General features: G+C 72.6%; 17 protein-coding genes. 9 read left to right on the forward strand and 8 right to left on the reverse strand.

From position 1 onward, the window contains the following. Positions 1 to 2 precede the first annotated feature (2 nt). The 4 genes from F4559_RS18595 (at position 3) to F4559_RS18610 (ending at position 3,638) form a co-directional block, all read left to right on the forward strand. Positions 3 to 731: an ATP-binding cassette domain-containing protein gene (locus tag F4559_RS18595; RefSeq protein ID WP_312865717.1), complete on the forward strand. Its 729-nt coding sequence runs from the start codon at positions 3 to 5 to the stop codon at positions 729 to 731. Next, entirely contained in the window at positions 728 to 1,975 is a 1,248-nt protein-coding gene (locus F4559_RS18600) for a DUF7224 domain-containing protein (RefSeq protein ID WP_184670379.1), read from the forward strand. The genes F4559_RS18595 and F4559_RS18600 overlap by 4 nt, the downstream gene beginning before the upstream one ends. Continuing rightward, a complete protein-coding gene (locus F4559_RS18605) occupies positions 1,972 to 2,547 on the forward strand; it encodes a hypothetical protein (protein ID WP_184670380.1) in 576 nt (191 codons plus the stop codon). Before F4559_RS18600 ends, F4559_RS18605 begins: the two co-directional genes overlap by 4 nt. A 212-nt stretch (positions 2,548 to 2,759) precedes the next feature. Beyond that, positions 2,760 to 3,638 carry a hypothetical protein gene (locus F4559_RS18610; RefSeq protein ID WP_184670381.1) on the forward strand — a complete coding sequence of 293 codons (879 nt, stop codon included), beginning with the start codon at positions 2,760 to 2,762 and terminating at the stop codon, positions 3,636 to 3,638. Here F4559_RS18610 and F4559_RS18615 read toward each other — a convergent pair. Then, positions 3,598 to 4,941, reverse strand: a complete 1,344-nt coding sequence (locus F4559_RS18615; RefSeq protein ID WP_312865718.1) for an MFS transporter — start codon at positions 4,939 to 4,941, stop codon at positions 3,598 to 3,600. The two genes, F4559_RS18610 and F4559_RS18615, sit on opposite strands and share 41 nt — an antisense overlap. A gap of 112 nt (positions 4,942 to 5,053) precedes the next feature. Between F4559_RS18615 and F4559_RS18620 the strand changes: the two genes are divergently transcribed. Next, positions 5,054 to 5,935, forward strand: coding sequence for a LysR family transcriptional regulator (locus F4559_RS18620; protein ID WP_184670383.1), 882 nt, complete (start codon positions 5,054 to 5,056; stop codon positions 5,933 to 5,935). Here the strand turns inward: F4559_RS18620 and ligD are convergent, their stop codons facing one another. The 4 genes from ligD to F4559_RS18640 all read right to left on the reverse strand — a co-directional run bounded on the left by ligD (position 5,936) and on the right by F4559_RS18640 (position 10,739). Next, positions 5,936 to 7,774 carry a DNA ligase D gene (gene ligD / locus F4559_RS18625; protein ID WP_184670384.1) on the reverse strand — a complete coding sequence of 613 codons (1,839 nt, stop codon included), beginning with the start codon at positions 7,772 to 7,774 and terminating at the stop codon, positions 5,936 to 5,938. A gap of 71 nt (positions 7,775 to 7,845) precedes the next feature. Next, complete coding sequence (locus F4559_RS18630) at positions 7,846 to 9,462, reverse strand: hypothetical protein (RefSeq protein ID WP_184670385.1); 1,617 nt, start codon at positions 9,460 to 9,462, stop codon at positions 7,846 to 7,848. A gap of 64 nt (positions 9,463 to 9,526) precedes the next feature. Further along, positions 9,527 to 9,916 (reverse strand): hypothetical protein, encoded by a 390-nt coding sequence (locus F4559_RS18635; protein WP_184670386.1) that lies wholly within the window; start codon positions 9,914 to 9,916, stop codon positions 9,527 to 9,529. 85 nt (positions 9,917 to 10,001) lie between these two features. Further along, positions 10,002 to 10,739: an SDR family oxidoreductase gene (locus tag F4559_RS18640; protein ID WP_184670388.1), complete on the reverse strand. Its 738-nt coding sequence runs from the start codon at positions 10,737 to 10,739 to the stop codon at positions 10,002 to 10,004. Between the two features lie 69 nt (positions 10,740 to 10,808). Here F4559_RS18640 and F4559_RS18645 point away from each other — a divergent pair, with 69 nt between their 5' ends. The 3 genes from F4559_RS18645 to F4559_RS18655 are packed head-to-tail and all read left to right on the forward strand — an operon-like array spanning position 10,809 to position 13,364. Continuing rightward, entirely contained in the window at positions 10,809 to 11,672 is an 864-nt protein-coding gene (locus F4559_RS18645) for a LysR family transcriptional regulator (RefSeq protein WP_184670390.1), read from the forward strand. A gap of 42 nt (positions 11,673 to 11,714) precedes the next feature. Beyond that, positions 11,715 to 12,890, forward strand: coding sequence for a DUF6745 domain-containing protein (locus tag F4559_RS18650; RefSeq protein ID WP_184670392.1), 1,176 nt, complete (start codon positions 11,715 to 11,717; stop codon positions 12,888 to 12,890). Between the two features lie 15 nt (positions 12,891 to 12,905). Continuing rightward, positions 12,906 to 13,364: a DUF8820 family protein gene (locus F4559_RS18655; RefSeq protein WP_221447283.1), complete on the forward strand. Its 459-nt coding sequence runs from the start codon at positions 12,906 to 12,908 to the stop codon at positions 13,362 to 13,364. A gap of 237 nt (positions 13,365 to 13,601) precedes the next feature. On the opposite strand, the gene F4559_RS18660 is transcribed toward F4559_RS18655, so the two are convergent. Continuing rightward, positions 13,602 to 14,141 carry an RICIN domain-containing protein gene (locus F4559_RS18660; RefSeq protein WP_184670394.1) on the reverse strand — a complete coding sequence of 180 codons (540 nt, stop codon included), beginning with the start codon at positions 14,139 to 14,141 and terminating at the stop codon, positions 13,602 to 13,604. A 181-nt stretch (positions 14,142 to 14,322) separates the two neighbouring features. Then, on the reverse strand, positions 14,323 to 15,066 hold the full coding sequence (locus F4559_RS18665; protein WP_184670395.1) for an SDR family oxidoreductase: 744 nt from the start codon (positions 15,064 to 15,066) through the stop codon (positions 14,323 to 14,325). Positions 15,067 to 15,144: 78 nt separating this feature from the next. On the opposite strand from F4559_RS18665, the gene F4559_RS18670 reads away from it, so the two are divergent. Further along, positions 15,145 to 15,609, forward strand: a complete 465-nt coding sequence (locus F4559_RS18670; RefSeq protein WP_184670396.1) for an RrF2 family transcriptional regulator — start codon at positions 15,145 to 15,147, stop codon at positions 15,607 to 15,609. A gap of 83 nt (positions 15,610 to 15,692) precedes the next feature. On the opposite strand, the gene F4559_RS18675 is transcribed toward F4559_RS18670, so the two are convergent. Beyond that, positions 15,693 to 16,604 (reverse strand): hypothetical protein, encoded by a 912-nt coding sequence (locus F4559_RS18675; protein ID WP_184670397.1) that lies wholly within the window; start codon positions 16,602 to 16,604, stop codon positions 15,693 to 15,695. Between the last annotated feature and the right edge of the window lie 141 nt (positions 16,605 to 16,745).

The raw sequence follows: 16,745 nt of genomic DNA on the forward strand, positions 1-16,745 counted from the left end.
CAGTGGAAAATGTGGTGCAGGTCAGGGGCGTGTCGCACCGGTACCGGGGTGCGATCGCACTGCACGAGGTCGACGTCGACCTCCGACCCGGGGTGACCGCCGTCCTCGGGCCGAACGGGGCCGGGAAAAGCACGTTCCTGGGAGTGCTGTCGACCGCACTGCGCATTCAGCGCGGCTCGGTCGATCTGGGCGGAATCGACAGCGTCCGCGATCGCCGCCGCTACCGGGCCGGGCTCGGGTTCCTCCCGCAGTCGTTCACCCTGCCCACCAACCTGACCGTGCGGGAGTTCCTCGGGCTCACGGCCTGGCAGCGGCTGGTGCCCAGGGCCGGGCGCGCTGCCGCCGTCGAGGCCGCCCTCGACGCGGTCGACCTGGCCGGGCGGCGGGACGAGCGGATCTCGGCCCTGTCGGGTGGCATGCACCGCCGGGTCGGGATCGCCCAGGCCGTAGTCAACCACCCGCGACTGCTGCTGCTCGACGAGCCGACGGTCGGTCTCGACCCCCGCCAACGGCGCGGCCTGCGTGAACTCGTACCGACCCTGGGCGCGGACCGGGCGGTCGTGATCAGCACCCACCTCACCGAGGACGTCGCCGCGATGGCCGACCGGGTACTGGTGCTCGCCGAGGGCGCGGTGCGGTTCGACGGCACCGTCCACGAGTTCACGGCCGGGCGCGGACGCGTCGCCGCGCACCTGGACGCCGCCTACGAAGCCCTGGTCGGCGAGTCGTGACCCCGCTGCTCATCGCGCTGCGCCGGGGCAGCGCGCCCGTCGCCGTCCCGGTCATGGCACTGCTGGGGTTGTTCGCCGGGACCCGCGAGGACACGATCGTGGACTGGGGTTGGGCATCGGGGCAACTCCAGCAGCACGGCGTCCTGCTCGTGCCGCTGACCGCCGCGCTCGCGGCCTGGGACGTGTCCCGCGACCGCCGGTCCGGCTCGCCTGCGCTCACGCGCACCTATCCACGTCCGTCGGTGCGGTGGGTGCTGCTGAACTGCGTCGGTGCGTTCCTCGCGGGGCTCGTCGGCTGGGCGGTCACGCTGGGCATGGTGGCGACGAACGTACGCGGCACCGGCGGGCCCTACTGGTCGGTGGTCCTGTTGGGGCCGTTCACCTTCGTCGCGGCCGTGCTGTGCGGAGCGGTCGCCGGCCGGTACCTGCCCCGGCACCTGGCCGCGCCGCTCACCGCCGTCGCGGTCTGGCTCGGACTGGCGTTCGGGTCGACCAGTGCCGACCCGGTGCTCGCCCGACTCAGCGGCGTCGACCGGGAGTGCTGCGACGTCGCGTCGCAGCCGGTGGCCGCCACGGTCGCCGGGCAGTGGCTGTGGTTGGCCGCGTTGGCGGTGGCGGCCCTGGCCGTCCTTCTCACGCCACGCCAAGCGGGTGTGGCGGGTGTGGCCGCGCTGGCGATGGCGGCCGTCGCGGTGGTCACGATCCGGGGCACCGACGCGCGGCTGACCGAGCCGAGGACGGCGACCGCCGAGTCCTGCGGCACCCGTGCCGAGGTGACCGTGTGCCTGTGGCCCGAGCACGCCGCGGACGTCGACGCGTGGCTCGCCGCCGCGACCCGGTACCGCAGCCTCTTCGCCGACCTCGGCGACCAACCCCGGCTGTACCTGGAGTACGGCCTGCGCCCGGCCCAGGACGTGCCGCGCCTGGGCCCCGTGCGACCGGGCATGTCGGAGGACGACCTCGTGACCGCGCTCGCCCGTCGCCTGTTCCCGACACCGCCGGCCTGCGCGGAGATCGAGGGCGGTTCGAAGCCCTACCCCGCCGCCGACGCCGACGCGTTGCTGAGCGGTTGGCTCGCCCGGCGGATCCGTCCCGGCGCACCCGCCGACCGCTTCGTGCCGCCCGACCAGGTCGCCCTGCTCGACCGGCTCACCGGCAGCCGGCCCGAGGACCAGCGCCGGTGGTACGCCGACCTCGTCCGCGCGCACCGCGACTGCACCACCCCGGCACCGGAGTCGCCGTGACGGTCGCGTGGCTGTGGCTGCGCCTGCACCGGTGGCCGACGCTGGTCGCGATCACGGTGGCGACGGCGGCGGTCACCCTGCTCGTCGGTGACGAACGCGTGCCGCTGCCGTCGTTCGCGGACGTACGCCGACTCGGTGTCCCGTTGGGACACCTCATGCCGCTGCTCCTGGCGAGCGCGGTCGGCCTGCACAGCCGGGCACCGACGCGACTGTTCCTGGTGACGCCGCGACCGGCTCGCCCGCAGCGGGCGGTCCTGGCCTGCGTCCTGGTCGCGACCGCGTCCGTCGCGGGGGTGGCGGGGGCCGATGACGCGGTGCCGCGCAACATCCTCGGTCTGAGCGGCCTGGCCCTGGCCACGGCGGTCGCGGCCGGCGCCACGCGCAGCTGGACGCTGCCCCTGTGCCATGCCATGGCCTGTGTGCTGTTCGGTTCGCGGATCGGGCCGGGCGGACCGCGGTGGTGGGCGTTCACGATCGCGCCGGCGGGCGACCGCGTCGCCTGGGCCGTGGCACTGGCCTGCGGTGCGGCCGGGACACTGCTGTTCGTGGTGCGCGGACCGCGCGCCGAGTGACCCGGTCGTCGCTTCGACGCGGCCGGCGGTGATCTCGTGGTCGACCCCACGGCGAGTCGCGTTGACGGAACCGCGACTCGCGGAACAATGCGGTACGGCCATCGGCCGCGACGGGATCACCACCGGACGACCGGTGGAATCCCTCGGTCGACAAGAGAATCGCCGAATACGAGGAATACGAGCAGCGCAGGACGAACGGGATTGGGTTGTCCGTGAACAATGCCCCACTCGACGTCGACCACCTCGCCGACCGCTTCGCCGACGTGGCCGAGTCGATCGCCGAGGGGGTCGGGGGAACCCCGACGCTCGGCGAGTTCCTGGAGGTCGTCGGCTGGTCGGTGCCCTCGGACCTGCCGTACCCGTTCGAGGTGGCCGCGACCGTCAACGGACGTCGGTACGTGCCGGCAGACGCGTCGCGCGTACCGGAGTTGGCCGACGACGTGTTCGCGGACGCCCGGTCGGCGTTGGCCGACCTGCCGGCCGACCCCGACGCGGTGGCCGAGGTGTTGACCCTGGTCCTGGCCGCCGGTCGGGTACCGCTGGCCGACCTCGACCCGGCGAGGCTGCGCCGGTTGACCCCGGTGACCAAGCGGGCCGCCCGGCCGAAACCGGGCGACCTGCTCGCGATCCCGGTGTCGGACGGGTACCGCGTCGCCGTGGTGATCACGCGCAACCGGTTCGGCACGGCGCTCGGGCTGTTCGACGGGGTGACGTCGGACGGTCGGGCGCACGCCCGGGTCCTGGCCGCACCGCGCCGGTTCCCCGTCTACACCGAGGAAAGCCTGGTCAAGAGCGGTCGCTGGCGGGTCGTGGGCCACGACGAGGGACTGCTCGCGCTGTTCCCCGACTCCCCCGAGGTCTACCACGAGCCCGGCTCGCCGGTGACCGGCGAGTTCGGGGCGGCCGAGTCGGCGGACGGCCGACTGCGGCTGGTGGACCGGGACGAGGCCGTGGCCGCGGGGTTGAGCGCCGGTGGCCTGGGTGCCGGGACCTACCGGCAGACCATGCCCGGCGCGCGCCTCCAGACCGTGCTCACCGACGAGTCCGCGCTTACCGACGAGTCCGGGCCAACCGACGAGTCCGGGAGCTGATCCCGAGCGCCACGACCAGGCCGGCCGCCGCGACCGCGAACGTCCACCGCGTGCCGCGGGCCACCTGGTCGGCGAGCGTCACGTCGTGGGCCGTGGCGGCGAACACCGCGCCCATGACCGACGCACCGGTCGTGAGGCCGAGGTTGCGGGACAGGGTGAGTAGGCCGGACACCACACCGCGCCGAGGTCCGGGGACGTCGCGCAGCACCGCCGTGTTGTTGGCGGCCTGGAACACCGCGTACCCGGCGGTGATCGTCACCAGCGACGCCACGTAGCCGACGACCCCGGCCCCGACCGGGAGCAGGGCCAGGGCCGTCGACCCGGCCACCATGGCGACCAGTCCCGCGAGCACGGCCGTCCGCGTGCCGACGCGGTCGGTGAGGCGGCCGGCCGGCACACCCGCGAGGGCGGCCACCACCGGTCCGGTCGACATGGCCAGGCCGACCCACGCCGGTGCGAGGCCGAGCGCGGTCCCCAGGTGGAACGGGCCGACGACCAGCGTCGTCATTACGACCGCCGAGACCACCGCGCCCGACGTCAGACCGGCGGCCAGGCCCGGCTCGCGCAGGCCGGCCAGGGCGACCAGCGGCGCGGCCACCCGGTTCTCGACCACGACGAACGCGACCAGGCCGACCGCCGCCACCAGCAGCGACGGGACCTGGTGGCGGTCCAGGGTGACGGCCGAGGTGTAGGCGCCGAGCGTGACCGCCAGCAGCACCAGGCCCGGGAGGTCGAACCGGGGACGATCCGGCATCGACGGCCGCGGCAGCGTGCGGGCCGCGAGGACGAACCCCACGACACCCAACGGCACGATGGCCAGGAACAGCATCCGCCAGCCGAACGCCGAGATCAGCACGCCGCCCAGCGACGGGCCGGCGGCCGTGCCGACGGCCGACATCGTGCCGAGCAGTCCCATGGCCCGGCCGGTGCGGTCCGCCGGGACCACCTCGGCGACGAAAGCCATCGTCAACGCCATCATGGCGGCGGCGGCGACGCCCTGGACCGCCCGTGCGGCGATCAGCCACGGCAGGGTCGGCGCGAGCCCGCACAGCAGCGTGCCCAGCGTGAACACGGCGACGCCCGTCAGCAGGAGTCGGCGTCGGCCGACCAGGTCGCCCAGGCGGCCCGCGCCGACCACCGCCGTCGTGGTGGCCAGCAGGTAGGCGATCACCACCCACTGCACCGCGTCGAACGACGCGTCGAACGCGGTGGCCAGCGTCGGCAGGCCGACGTTCGCGATCCCGACCGCGGCGGAGGGCAGGAGCATGGACAGCGACAGCGCCACGAGTGTCGGATTGCGCACGGCGGACCTCCCGGGGATCGGATACCGGGAACGTAGGTCCGATCCGGATGGTCCGGAACGCGCGAAGACCGCAACGCAGCTGTGCGCGCGACGCCGTGTGACCATGGGCGCCATGGCCCGACCCGATCTGAACCTCCTGGTCACGCTGGACGTCCTGCTCGACGAGGGCAACGTCACGCGGGCCGGCGAACGGCTGTCGCTCAGCCCGTCCGCGATGAGCCGCGCGCTGGCCCGGCTGCGTCGCGCCACCGGGGACCCGCTGCTCGTGCGGGCCGGGCGCGGGCTGGTGCCCACCCCCAGGGCGCTCGAACTGCGCGACCGGGTGCGGGAGCTGGTGCGCGGGGCCGAGGAGGTGTTGAGCCCGGCCCGGCCCTCCGAGCCGGCGACGATGACGCGGACGTTCGTGCTGCGGGGCGGCGACGGGTTCGTGGAGGCGTTCGGGCCCGGTCTGGTCGCCGAGGTGGGGCGGGTGGCGCCGGGGGTGCGGTTGCGGTTCCTCCGCCGGTCCACAAAGGACTTCGAGCCGTTGCGGGACGACGTCGATCTGGAGATCGCCGTGGTGGAGGACGTTCCGCCGCCGGACGTGGTGGGGCGTCCGCTGTTCACGGACCGGTTCGTCGGGGTGGTGCGGGAAGAGCACCCGTTGGCATGCCCGGTGACGGTCGAGGGGTACGCCTCGGCCCGGCATGTGCACGCGTCGCGCCGCGGGAGCGTGGACGGATTGGTGGACTTCGCGTTGCGGCCCACCGGGCACCGGCGGGCGGTGGTGACCGTGGTCGACGGGTTCACCGCGGCGTTGGCGTTGGCCAGGGCTTCGGACCTGGTGGCGACCGTGCCCGAGCGGCACACCGCACCGGCGCGGGCCGGGATGCGGACGTTCCCGCTGCCGTTCCCGGCGCCCGAGGTGACGGTGTCGCTGCTGTGGCACGCCCGGGTGGACGTGGACCCCGCGCACCGGTGGTTGCGCGAACTGGTGGCCGACGCCTGCTCGTGATCAGGGCAGCGCGGTGCGCCCGGCGACGGCGGCGAACAGGTCGCCGTGCTCCGCGACGCGGTCGAGGACGTCGTCGGCGGTGAACACCAGGTCCTCGGGATCGCGGCACGCGTGGACCTCGTCCCAGGTGACCGGGGTCGACGCGGTCGGTTCCGCACGGCCGCGCAGGGAGTAGGGCGCGACCGTGGTCTTGGCCGGGTTGTTCTGGCTCCAGTCGATGAAGACCTTGCCCTTGCGTTGTGCCTTGGCCATGGTCGCGGTGACCTGTCGCGGTGTCGCGGCGGTGAACTTTCCGGCGATCGCCTTGGCGTAGGCGGTGGGCGCCATGGGGTCCGCGGTCCTGATGCCCGCGTAGACCTGCAAGCCCTTCGAGCCGGACGTCTTGGCGACGGGGACGAGGCCGTCCGCCGTCAGCTCGGCGTGCAGTCTTTCGGCGACCCGGCAGCACTCCACGACGGTGGTGTCCGGCCCCGGGTCGAGGTCGAAGACCAGGCGGTCGGGGAGCCTGACGTCATCGACCGTCCACTGTGGAACATGCAGTTCCAGGGCCGCCAGGTTCGCGGCCCACACCAGGGCGGGCAGACCGTCGACGAGCGCGTGTTCGACCGTGCCACTGGCATCGCTGGGGAGCACGACGGTGGTCAGCCAGTCCGGTGCGCCTTCACCGGCGTTGCGCTGGAAGAAGTTCTCCCCGCCGACGCCTTCCGGGAAGCGCAGGAACGTGACCGGACGGCCGCGCAGGTGTGGCAGGAGGAAAGGCGCGACCCGTGAGTAGTAGTCGATCACCTCGCCCTTGGTGAAGCCGTCGGGGTAGAGGGTCTTGTCCAGGTTGGACAGTTTCAGCGTGCGGTCGCCCACGCGGACCGTGACACGGGTTTCGGCGGGTTTCGACGGCATGATCACCTCGTCCGGGGTGCGGTCGTCACGGAGGCCGCGCCACGAGGTCCCGCGCAGTCGGCCGGCTCCCCGCGTGCGGTGGCGGAACCGGACCTCGCCGACCAGGACCGGCTCGACCCAGCGGGCGCCGCGGTCGGCGGGCGGCACGGGGAACGGTGGCGTGGCGCGTTCCAGCCCGGCCAGGCGGTCCCGCAACCGGGCGCGTTCCCGGGTGTCGAAGCCGGTGCCCACGTCGCCGACGTGGACCAGGTCGCCGGACGCCGGGTCGTACGCGCCGAGCACCAGGCCGCCCACGACCCCGGCGAACGACCCCCGACCGGGGTGCCACCCGCACACCACGACCTCGGCCGTCCGCGTGAACGGGTGCTTGCGCCAGTCGTCGGAGCGTTTTCCGGGCAGGTAGCGGGAATCCCGCCGCTTCGCGACCAGTCCCTCGTACCCCTCGGCCGCCGCGCGGTCCAGCAGGTCCTCGACCGGGCCGGACAGTGCGGGCACCACCGCCACCCGGTCGTCGGGCAGCGGCAGGTCCAGGAGCAGTCGGCGACGCTCGTCGTAGGGCAGGTCGAGCGACGACGTGCCGCCGAAGGCGAGGAGGTCGAACGCCAGGAACCGCACCGGGAACTCCTCGACCGACTTGCCCTTCCGAAAGCGCCCCCGCCGCTCCTGGAGCAGTTCGAAGTCGGCCCGGCCGTCCCGCCAGACGACGATCTCCCCGTCGAGGACCAGGTCGCGCCCGACCTCCGCCGCGCCGACCAGGGCGCGGAACTCGCCGGTGAAGTCCAGGCCGTTGCGACTGGTCAGAACGGTGTCCCCGCCCACGCCGACCCGCAACGCCGCCCGGTAGCCGTCGAACTTGTACTCGTAGGCCCACGCCTCGCCGACGGGCAACCGCCCACCGTCGTCCACGGCGAGCATGGGCGCGACCCACGCGGGCACCGACATGCCACCCTCCGGACCGGACTTTCCCCCTCACCAGGAATCCGAAGGTAACCCGGACCCGGACGTCACGCCCGTCAGGCGACGCCGAGCTGTCGCAGCCCGACTTCGGACTCGACGATCCTCGGCAACAGCTCGGAGAGGTCCGGGCCGTAGGGCAGCCGTTCCGCCGCGAGGGCGCGGATCAACGCCTTCGCGTCGTAGGCGGGCAAGAGGCCGACCAGGCGGCGGGCCTCGTCGAGGTCGCCGCCCCGCGCGGCGAGGTGCGCGCGGAACACCGTCACGTACCGGTCGACCGGTGGCGGCAGGTCGGACGGCACGCGGTCGAGCAGGTCGGCGGCGTGGTCCGGTCGGTCGAGGTCCAGCGCGGCGGCAGCGGCCTCGACCAGCGCGACCGTGGTCGCGGCGGGCACCTCCAGTTCCCCGTACCACTCGGCGGCTTCCTCGGCCGCGTCCAACCGCCCCTGCGTTTGGCCGAGGTTCTCGCACACGTGGGCGACGTGGCGGGCATGGTCGCCGCGGGCGCCGAACTGCTCACCGCGCGTCTGGTACGAAGGCGGAGTCGCACGGCCGATCGCGTCCAAGGCGTCCCGTGCGATCGCGAGCAGCCCCGGCACCTCCTCGGGCGCGAACTGGGGATGGGCACCGGCACTCGCTCCGATCGCGACCCCCGCGGCGAGGTTGGGCAGGTGGTAGGTGAAGAAGTACGGCCTGCCCACCATGTCTTCCGCCCAGCGGCCGAGCGCGGCCTCCCGCTCGGCCTCGTCCGCCCGCAGCAGCCTCTTCAGGTCGGCCAGGTGACGTTTCGAGCGCAGCTCGTGGCGTTCGAGCGGGCTCACGACGACACCCACGAACAGGTACAGCACGGCGGACCCCAGCCCGAAGTGGGCCGGCTGCGTCAGGCCGACCAACAGGAACGGCAACCACAGCGCCCCTCTGATGGCGGCACTCGCACACGTCGTGCAAAGTTCCAGGAACCGAACTCTCAGCTTCCTGACAACACGATGCGCCGCGTAGGCGGCCAGGAAGTACACGAGCGGGACCAAGCCCCACGTCGTGATGCCCCACCACTCGACCACGCGCGCGCCGATCGGACCGGCGGCGACGGCGAAACCCATCAGGACCAGCCCGATCTCCACGGCGCGCAGCCCATGTCGTCGCCCGCGCAGCACACCCCACCTGTCGACCTCGTGGTCGAACAGCAGCTTCCCCATCAGCAGCGCGCCGAGCACGCGCGCCACCCACTGCCAGCCGGAGGCGTCCGGCAGGGGCACCGCGAACACCAGGACCAGGGGAAGCAGACCCAGAGCGCAACCCACGTACCCGAACGCGCGGTTGACCCACGCCGCCGGGCTCCGGCGGCCGGACACCGTCTCCCGCAGGAACCAGCCGACCGCCAACGGCACGACGAACCCGGCGGTCGACACCGGGTCGGACGCCGCGGCGACGGCGATCACCAGGCCGACCGGGGAAAGCCGCGCCAGACCCAGGACCAGGCCGAGCGCGACGAGGACGCCCGGCGGCAGCCCGCGCAGTTCGTCGCGGAACGCCAGAGCCGGGATCGCGACGAGCACGCCGACATACCTGGTTCGTCCGGGGGCGGTGAAATCGACGCATGTGAGGAAGAGCGTCGCCGCGATCAGCAGCGCTGCCGCGACGGGTGTCGGGGCCGGCGACCCGGCGAGGAATTCCACAATCCGATCTCGACGGAACCGGCCCCGCTGTTACACGGCGTCACCCGTACATCGCAACGCGTGGTCAGGTCGTCCGCACGACTGTCTCGTGGAAGTCGCCGCAGAACAGGTGTGGGATCGGCGGCTTGCGCCAGAACGAGAAGAAGCAGTACCGCCACTTGAGCGGGTATTCGTTCGGACCCAGCGGGGCGACGGACACGGAGATCGTCTCGTCGCACCGGGGCTGGATGGACTCGTCCCAGCCCTTGTCGCCGATCCGGTACCGGATGTGCTGCGTGCCGCACCGGTGGTCGGTGATGACGAACGAGTTGGGGCCGTGGGCGGGATCGCTGTCGCCCGGGTTGTAGCGGACCTCGAAGGTCTTCGTCGGGTCCGGGGCGGCCTGGGCCACGGCGGGGGTGAGCAGTGCCGCGACACCGATCACGGTCGCGGCTAATCGGGCGGTGGAAGACACTCTGGAACCTCCTGGGAACCGGAAAGGCACCGGGTGCCCGATCCGCGTCGGAACCACACCGGGCCGTCTCGTTTCGGGACCGCCTTCACCACGGGATGACCTGGTCCAGGGAGTCCGGGCCGCGGAAGGTGCCCGTGGGCCCGTCGGCGGGGATCGTCGCGAGCAGGACCGGGACGGTGGCGCCGTCGGCCGGGGTGCGGTCGCCGCGCGGAAAGGACGCGGCGGCGTTGCCGTCGGTCGGCACGAGGCCGGGACTGGTGGCGTTGACCTTGATGCCGTCGGCGCGCAGGGCGTGGGCGTAGATCAGGGTCAGCGCGTTGAGCGCCGCCTTGGACGAGCTGTAGGCGGGCAGGTCCCGGGTCGGGAACGGGCTGTCCAGGTCGCCGAGGAGCCCGAGCGACGCGAGTCCGCTGGACATGTTGACGATCCTCGGATTGGGGGAACGACGCAGCAGGGGCACGCACGCCGCCGTGACGGTCACGACGCCGAAGACGTTGACCTCGTACGCCTCGCGCAGGTGCGCGGCGGTGAGGTCGGCGATCCCGACACCCCACTCGACCACGACCCCGGCGTTGTTCACCAGCACGTCCAGCCGGCCCGTCTCGGCCTCGATCCGCGTGACGGCCGCCGCGACCGACGCCGGATCGGTCACGTCGAGCCGCACGGACCGGACGTCCTCCAGCCCCTCGGCGGCCACCCGGCCGCGTTGCGGATCGCGGGCGCCGAGGTAGACGGTGAGCCCCCGCTCGGCGAGCCGGCGGACGATCTCCCGGCCGATCCCCTTGTTCGCGCCGGTGACGAGCGCGACGTCGTTCGTGTGCATGCCCCCACCCCAGCCGTTCCGGCGCCCGGAGGCCAGGACCGGTCGGGTGCCGCCCCATACCCTGGCGGTATGGAGATCCGCGAGCTGCGCTACTTCCGCGCGGTGGCCGAGGACCTGAACGTCACCCGCGCGGCGAAGCGGCTCGGCATCGCCCAGCCGCCGCTGTCCCGGGCACTGCGGCAGTTGGAACGTCGGCTGGGTGTCGCCCTCTTCGAGCGCACCGGGCACCGGCTGACGCTGACCCGTGCCGGGGAGACCCTGGTGACCGAGGCGACCGCCGTCCTCGACGCCCTCGACGCCGCGGTACGTCGGACGCGGCGGGCGGGCCTGCCGGCGGACGGGCTCGTGGTGGCGGTCCATCCGGGAGTGGCCACGGAGTTGGTGCACCGGGTCCGCGAACGGTTCCGCGGCGAGCCGGACGTGCCCACGATCAGGGTCGCGCCGGGCGGGTTAGGCGAGCAGGCCGACATGGTGCGCGACGGGCGGGCGGACGTGGCGATCGCGGCCTGCGTGGACGACCGGGGTCTGGACACCGAGCCTCTGCGCACCGAGCCACGGGTCGCCGCGCTCGCCTCGGGGCACCGCCTGGCCGGGCGCGACGTCCTCACGAACGCGGACCTGGCCGCCGAACCGACGCCCCGGTGGCGCGACCGGCCGGGTGACGGCCCGGTGGTGCGCGACGGCGCCGAACTGCTGGAGGTGGTCGCACTCGGGCAGGCCGTGGCGCTGGTGCCCGTCTCGGTGGCCACGCGCAACGTCCGGCCGGACGTGACCTACCGCCCGGTGGCGGACGCGGCGCCGTACCGGACCTTCCTGCTCTGGCCGGCCGGCAGCCGGTCGCCCCGGATCGCCCGGTTCGTCCGCGCCGCGCTGGACCTCGCCGGTCCGTCCACTCCGGAAGTGCTTGCGCGAGAGGCGAATCCGATGTCATGATCCGTTCATGACGACGCGAAAGGGCGGTAGCGCCCTCGGCCTATGAGCCGCCGGCGCCACTTCGGCGCTGAGAACATCGAACCAACCCCCGTCAGTCTCGCCAAGGGCCACTTCGACAGTTGGTGGCGTGCCGTCGCGTTGTGCGACGAGTGGCGGACTCACGCGATGGCCACCGGGCCGGCGGACCGTTCCGCCGCCGAGGCCGCGATCTCCACCCTGTACCGGCGTGCGGGCGCCGAACCACCCGTCTTCATCTGGGTCGACTCGCCGCGCGCGGCGTTGGACCTCGTGCCACCGGGCCCGATCCGATCCTTCTACGACTACCCGCGGGGCGTGGCCAACGACATCGCCGACCGGTTGACCGGACTGCGGTGGCGGTCCGCGCGGTGGGACTCGTCGGTCTGGTGGGGGGCGCGTCCACCCCAGGACGCCCTGGAGTTGTTGTCGACCGGGAGTTCCCCCTTCACGGTGGCACGGTCGCACCTGCTGCGGCCGTTGGGCGACCTGGTACGGGGTCGGATCGCCGGCTACGTGCGCGCGGAACTCGGCGACACCGTCGGGTTGTGCTGGTACGGCCAGCAGGAGGCCGACTGGCTCGCATGGTTCTCGGTGCTCGAAGTGCTCCGGGAGCGTGCGGTCCACCCGGAGGTGATGGCCGGGTTGGAGCCGTGGGCCGTGCTCGCGCGGTCGTGCGGGTGGTGGTGGCCGCGGAACGGCCGCTGCGTGATCTCGGAACGCCCGACGGCGATCCATGTCGATGCGGGCGGGGAACCGTTGCCGCACAACGCTTTCGGACCGGCCATCGAGTACGCCGACGGCTTCGCGGTGTACGCGTGGCACGGAACCCGCGTCCCGGCGTGGGTGATCGATGACCCGACACCGGACCGGATCGCGGCCGAGCGCAACGCCGAGGTGCGTCGCTGCGCCGTGGAAAACCTGGGCTGGCAGGACTTCCTCGACGGCGGCGGGTTGACGCTCGTGGCCACCGCACCGGATCCCGGTAACGCCGGGAACCTGCTGAGCCTCTACGACCAACCCGTGCACTGGGGTCGCAACCAGCGCCTGCTCGTGGCCGTCAACGGTTCCGTCGAGCGCGACGGGACACGTCGCCGGTACGGCCTGCGTGTACCGGGCTGGTTCGACGACCCGGTCGACGCCGCCGCCTGGACCTACGGGCTCACGGGCGACCAGTACGCCCTCCTCCTCCGCCGGACCTGAACGCCGAAGGTGACCATGAGACTGTCCGAACTGCTCGACCTGACCTCTCTCGACGTCCTGGACCACGTGGCACGCGAGATCGCGGTCCCCGTCGTCGACGGCCCGCACGCCCAGGGCGACCTGCTGGTGCTGCCGTACGACCTGGTGTCGTCGGTGGTGCGCATCGCCGGTGGACTGCGCGAGGTTCCGCGCGCCGGCGTGGAGCTGGTGCGCGGCGCCGCCGGCGGCAACCCGCACACGCTGACCGCCGACGAGAACTCCACCCGCTGGACGCCGGGTGTCCACGACCCGCTGGGCCTGGCCGTGGCCTACCTGGAGAACGCCACACCCGCCTACCTGATCCACCCCGAACACGGCGCCACGGGCTTGGCGCCGGGCCGTTGGCTGGTGCGCCGCCAGCGCGAGTACGTGCCATTGCGCCGCCGGGTCGGCTCCCTGCCGTTCGGGGGCGGGAGCGTCCTGGTCGCGGATTAGGCCCGTTCTCCGGACCGGATGCCCAGGTGGACATCCGGTCCGGAATGATCACCACCCCTGGCGTTCATCCGGTGCCCCGAACCGGGCACGGAAAGAGCGAAAAGGGGTTTCGCTGTGGCGGTGGATTATTTCCACGGTGACAGGGGCGGCACCGGTGGCATGTATGACCGGAATCCGGTTACGGGTGTGCCGACCCGATGGTGCGGCGGACCGGTTCCGGTCCGCCGCACCACCCGCTCAGTACCAGCCCTGCTGGGGTGCGCCGTTGCAGTCCCAGAGCTGGACCTTCGTGCCGTTGCCGCCCGCGTTGGCGTCCGCGTCCAGGCAGCGCCAGGAGAAGTCGTTGACGAATCGGGACGTGCCCGACTCGCCGTACTTGTACCAGCGCTGCTGAGCCGAGCCGTTGCAGTCCCAGATCTGCACCTTGGTGCCGTTCCCGCCGTTGTTGGCGTCGGCGTCCAGGCACTTGCCCGACCAGCGGATGTGGATCGTGTAGTAGCCGTTGCCGACCGACCTCAGCTCCCAGGACTGCTGCGACGTGCCGTTGCAGTCCCAGAGCTGGACCTTCGTGCCGTTGTTCGGCAGCGTGTTCGCGTCGGCGTCCAGACAGCGCCCGTTCAGCCGGGTCTTGATGCTGCCCCAGGCCAGTGCGCCGACCTCCGGCGTCCCGGCCGTCGGCCCTTCGTCCACCGCCGCGGCGGCCGAAACACCGGTCGTCACGGCCGACAGCGTGGCCGCCGCGAAAAAGGTGGCGAGCACCTTCGCTTTGATTCCCATTCGAGCCCCCAATATCCGACCGGAAAGGACCGGGGCGAACCGCCCGTAATCCCCCGGTGGCCGGCGATTGCGGGGAGAACATTCCCCCAGCCGAACAGCGTTTCGATACCCCCGATCGGGTGACACAACGTGCTATGGCACGGGGAATACCCTTCGAGCGAAATTCGAGCGGGATGACGGACTATTTCCGGTCGGCCAACCAGGAATCGAACGTGGTCGGCGCGAGGTGGGCGTCGGGTCCGGGCAGCAGGGCGTTGCCGGACATGTCCAGGCCGTACGTGGCCGACCAGGTGGGCACGAACTTCACCTCCCGGCCGCGCGCGGCCAGCGTGCGCCGGGCCATGTCGATCAGGTCCTGGGTCTCGGGGCCGGCGACGTCGCGGTGGCGGCCCAGAGGCGTGCCCGTCACGATGCCGGCCAACACGTCGGCCACGTCGGCGGGGGCGATCGGCTGCACGAGCAGCGGCGCGACGGTCACGACACCGTCCTGCTCGAACCAGCCGCTGACCATCTCGGCGAAGTCGTGGAACTGCGTCACCGGCACGATGGTCCACGGCACCCCGCCGGCCTCGATCAGCCGCTCCTGCTCGCGCTTGCCCGCGTAGTGCGCGTTTCCGGGCACCCCGGCGATGCCCACAATGGACAGCAGCACGTGGTGGCGGACACCGGCACGTTCCTCGGCGGCCAGCAGGTTGGCCGTGGCGGCACCGAAGTACGACACGACCGACTCACGGTCGCCGGCGGGCGCGTTCGTCGCGTCGAGCACGGCGTCCACACCGGTCAACGCGTCGTCGAGCCCCTCCCCTGTCAGCAGGTCGACACCCAGCGACCTGCTGATCCGCACGACCTCGTGACCGTCGCGTTCGAGCACGGCGGCGGTGAGCCGGCCGATGTTGCCGGTGGCCCCGGCGACTGCGATGCGCATGGCTTTCCTTCCCCTCGGTACGCCACCCACCCTATCTCGGACTAAAAAAGTCCGCAATATCCGCGATACACTGCGGCCGTGAAACTGCCCGTGAGCACCGAATGGCTGCTGCACTGCGCGACTACGCTGGCCCAGCTCGAACCCGGCGCGACCGCGTCGGCGGCCAGGCTCGCGGAGTACTACGACCTGCCCGCCGCCGCCCTGGCCAAGCAGTTGCAGGCGTTGGTGCGCGCGGGCGTGCTGGCCGCGACGACCGGTCCCCGGGGCGGCTTCCGACTCGGCCGACGACCCGAGGACGTCACGCTGCTCGACATCGTCGAGGCGGTCGGCGGCGCCGCTTCCCCCTACGAGTGCCGGGAGATCCGCCAACAGGGCAAGGGCGCGCTGCCGCCGGAGACGTGCCGCGACGCGTGCGTGCTGGCCGTGAAGATGCACGAGGCCCACCAGGCGTGGCGGACGAGCCTGGCCGCGACGACGCTCGCCGACGTCCTCACCTCACTGCCCGAGTGGGCCGTCGGCCGCACGCGGTCGAAGCTCGGCTGAGACAACGGTCGAACGGCGCCGCCGCGGATGCCCGGCGGCCCCGGGTGGCGCCCCCTGCCCCGACCAGCAATGTCCACAGTGGACTAGGCGGCCTCTTTGGCTTTGCCCTTGCGCGTCAGACGCAGTCCGATCCAGGTGCACAAGAGCACGACCGCCGCGATGATCCCGGACGCGACGAACGCCTCGGCCCAGCCGGGCCGGATCGGCAGCGGGGTGACCTGCCACTCCTTGGCCGGACGGCGGATGCGGACCTGTGCCACCGACTTCGGCGGCCCGCCCACGTCGGCCGAGGTGAACTGGGAGTGGTGCAGCTCGACGATCTCGCGGGTCGACAGGATCATCACCTGGCACGACTCCACGGCACCCAGGTACCACCAGTCCGGTTCGCACCGGGTCGCGCGGGCCTGGTCCGTCGCCTCGGGCGGACGCACGTCCGCGGGACGTTTGTGCTCCGACAGCACGCCGTTGACGAAGAAGGCGCTGTAGGCGACCGGCACCAGGAGTGCGCACGCGATCCGCTCGAACAGGCGCAGCCGCAGCGCTTTGCCCTCCAAGCTCACGACGCGGGGCGGTCGCAGCTCGTAGGTGACCACGGCCAGCCGCACGGCCGACAGCACGATCCCCACCACGAACGACAGGGTCAGGAACGCGAACAGCCAGTCGGGCACGCCGGTGTGCTCCCGTGCCGGCCGATAGGCCAGGGGATAGTCGTCGACCCGGGTCATCTCCAGCTCGTGGCCCACGTCGTCGGGGCCGATCCCGTGACGGAACCGGTGGGTCCGCCCGTCGATCGTCGCCCGGCAGTCGGTGACCAGGCCGAGGAACTGCCACTGCCGGTCGCAGGCGTCGACCTTCGCGACCGCTTCCGGCTCCGACCGGTCCTTGCCGGGATCGTCCAGGCCGCCGAGGACGAAGACCAGTCCGTACAGGCACAGGAGAAGCAGCGGGGCCACTAATCGGCGGCGGCGATGCCACGGCCGCTTCACGTCGTCCACCAGACCGGACCGTAGCGGAGCGTCGGTGCGCGCCGAGGTGGTTTCGTCCGGATGGCGCGAGTCGCACGGTCGGACACCGTGGAACGCGCGTCCAGGGCCGCCGCCGAGGAGGCAGGTGCCCCTCCCCGTGCGATGTGCCGG

Origin of the sequence: Saccharothrix violaceirubra (genome assembly GCF_014203755.1) — a bacterium.
Lineage (GTDB): Bacteria > Actinomycetota > Actinomycetes > Mycobacteriales > Pseudonocardiaceae > Actinosynnema > Actinosynnema violaceirubrum.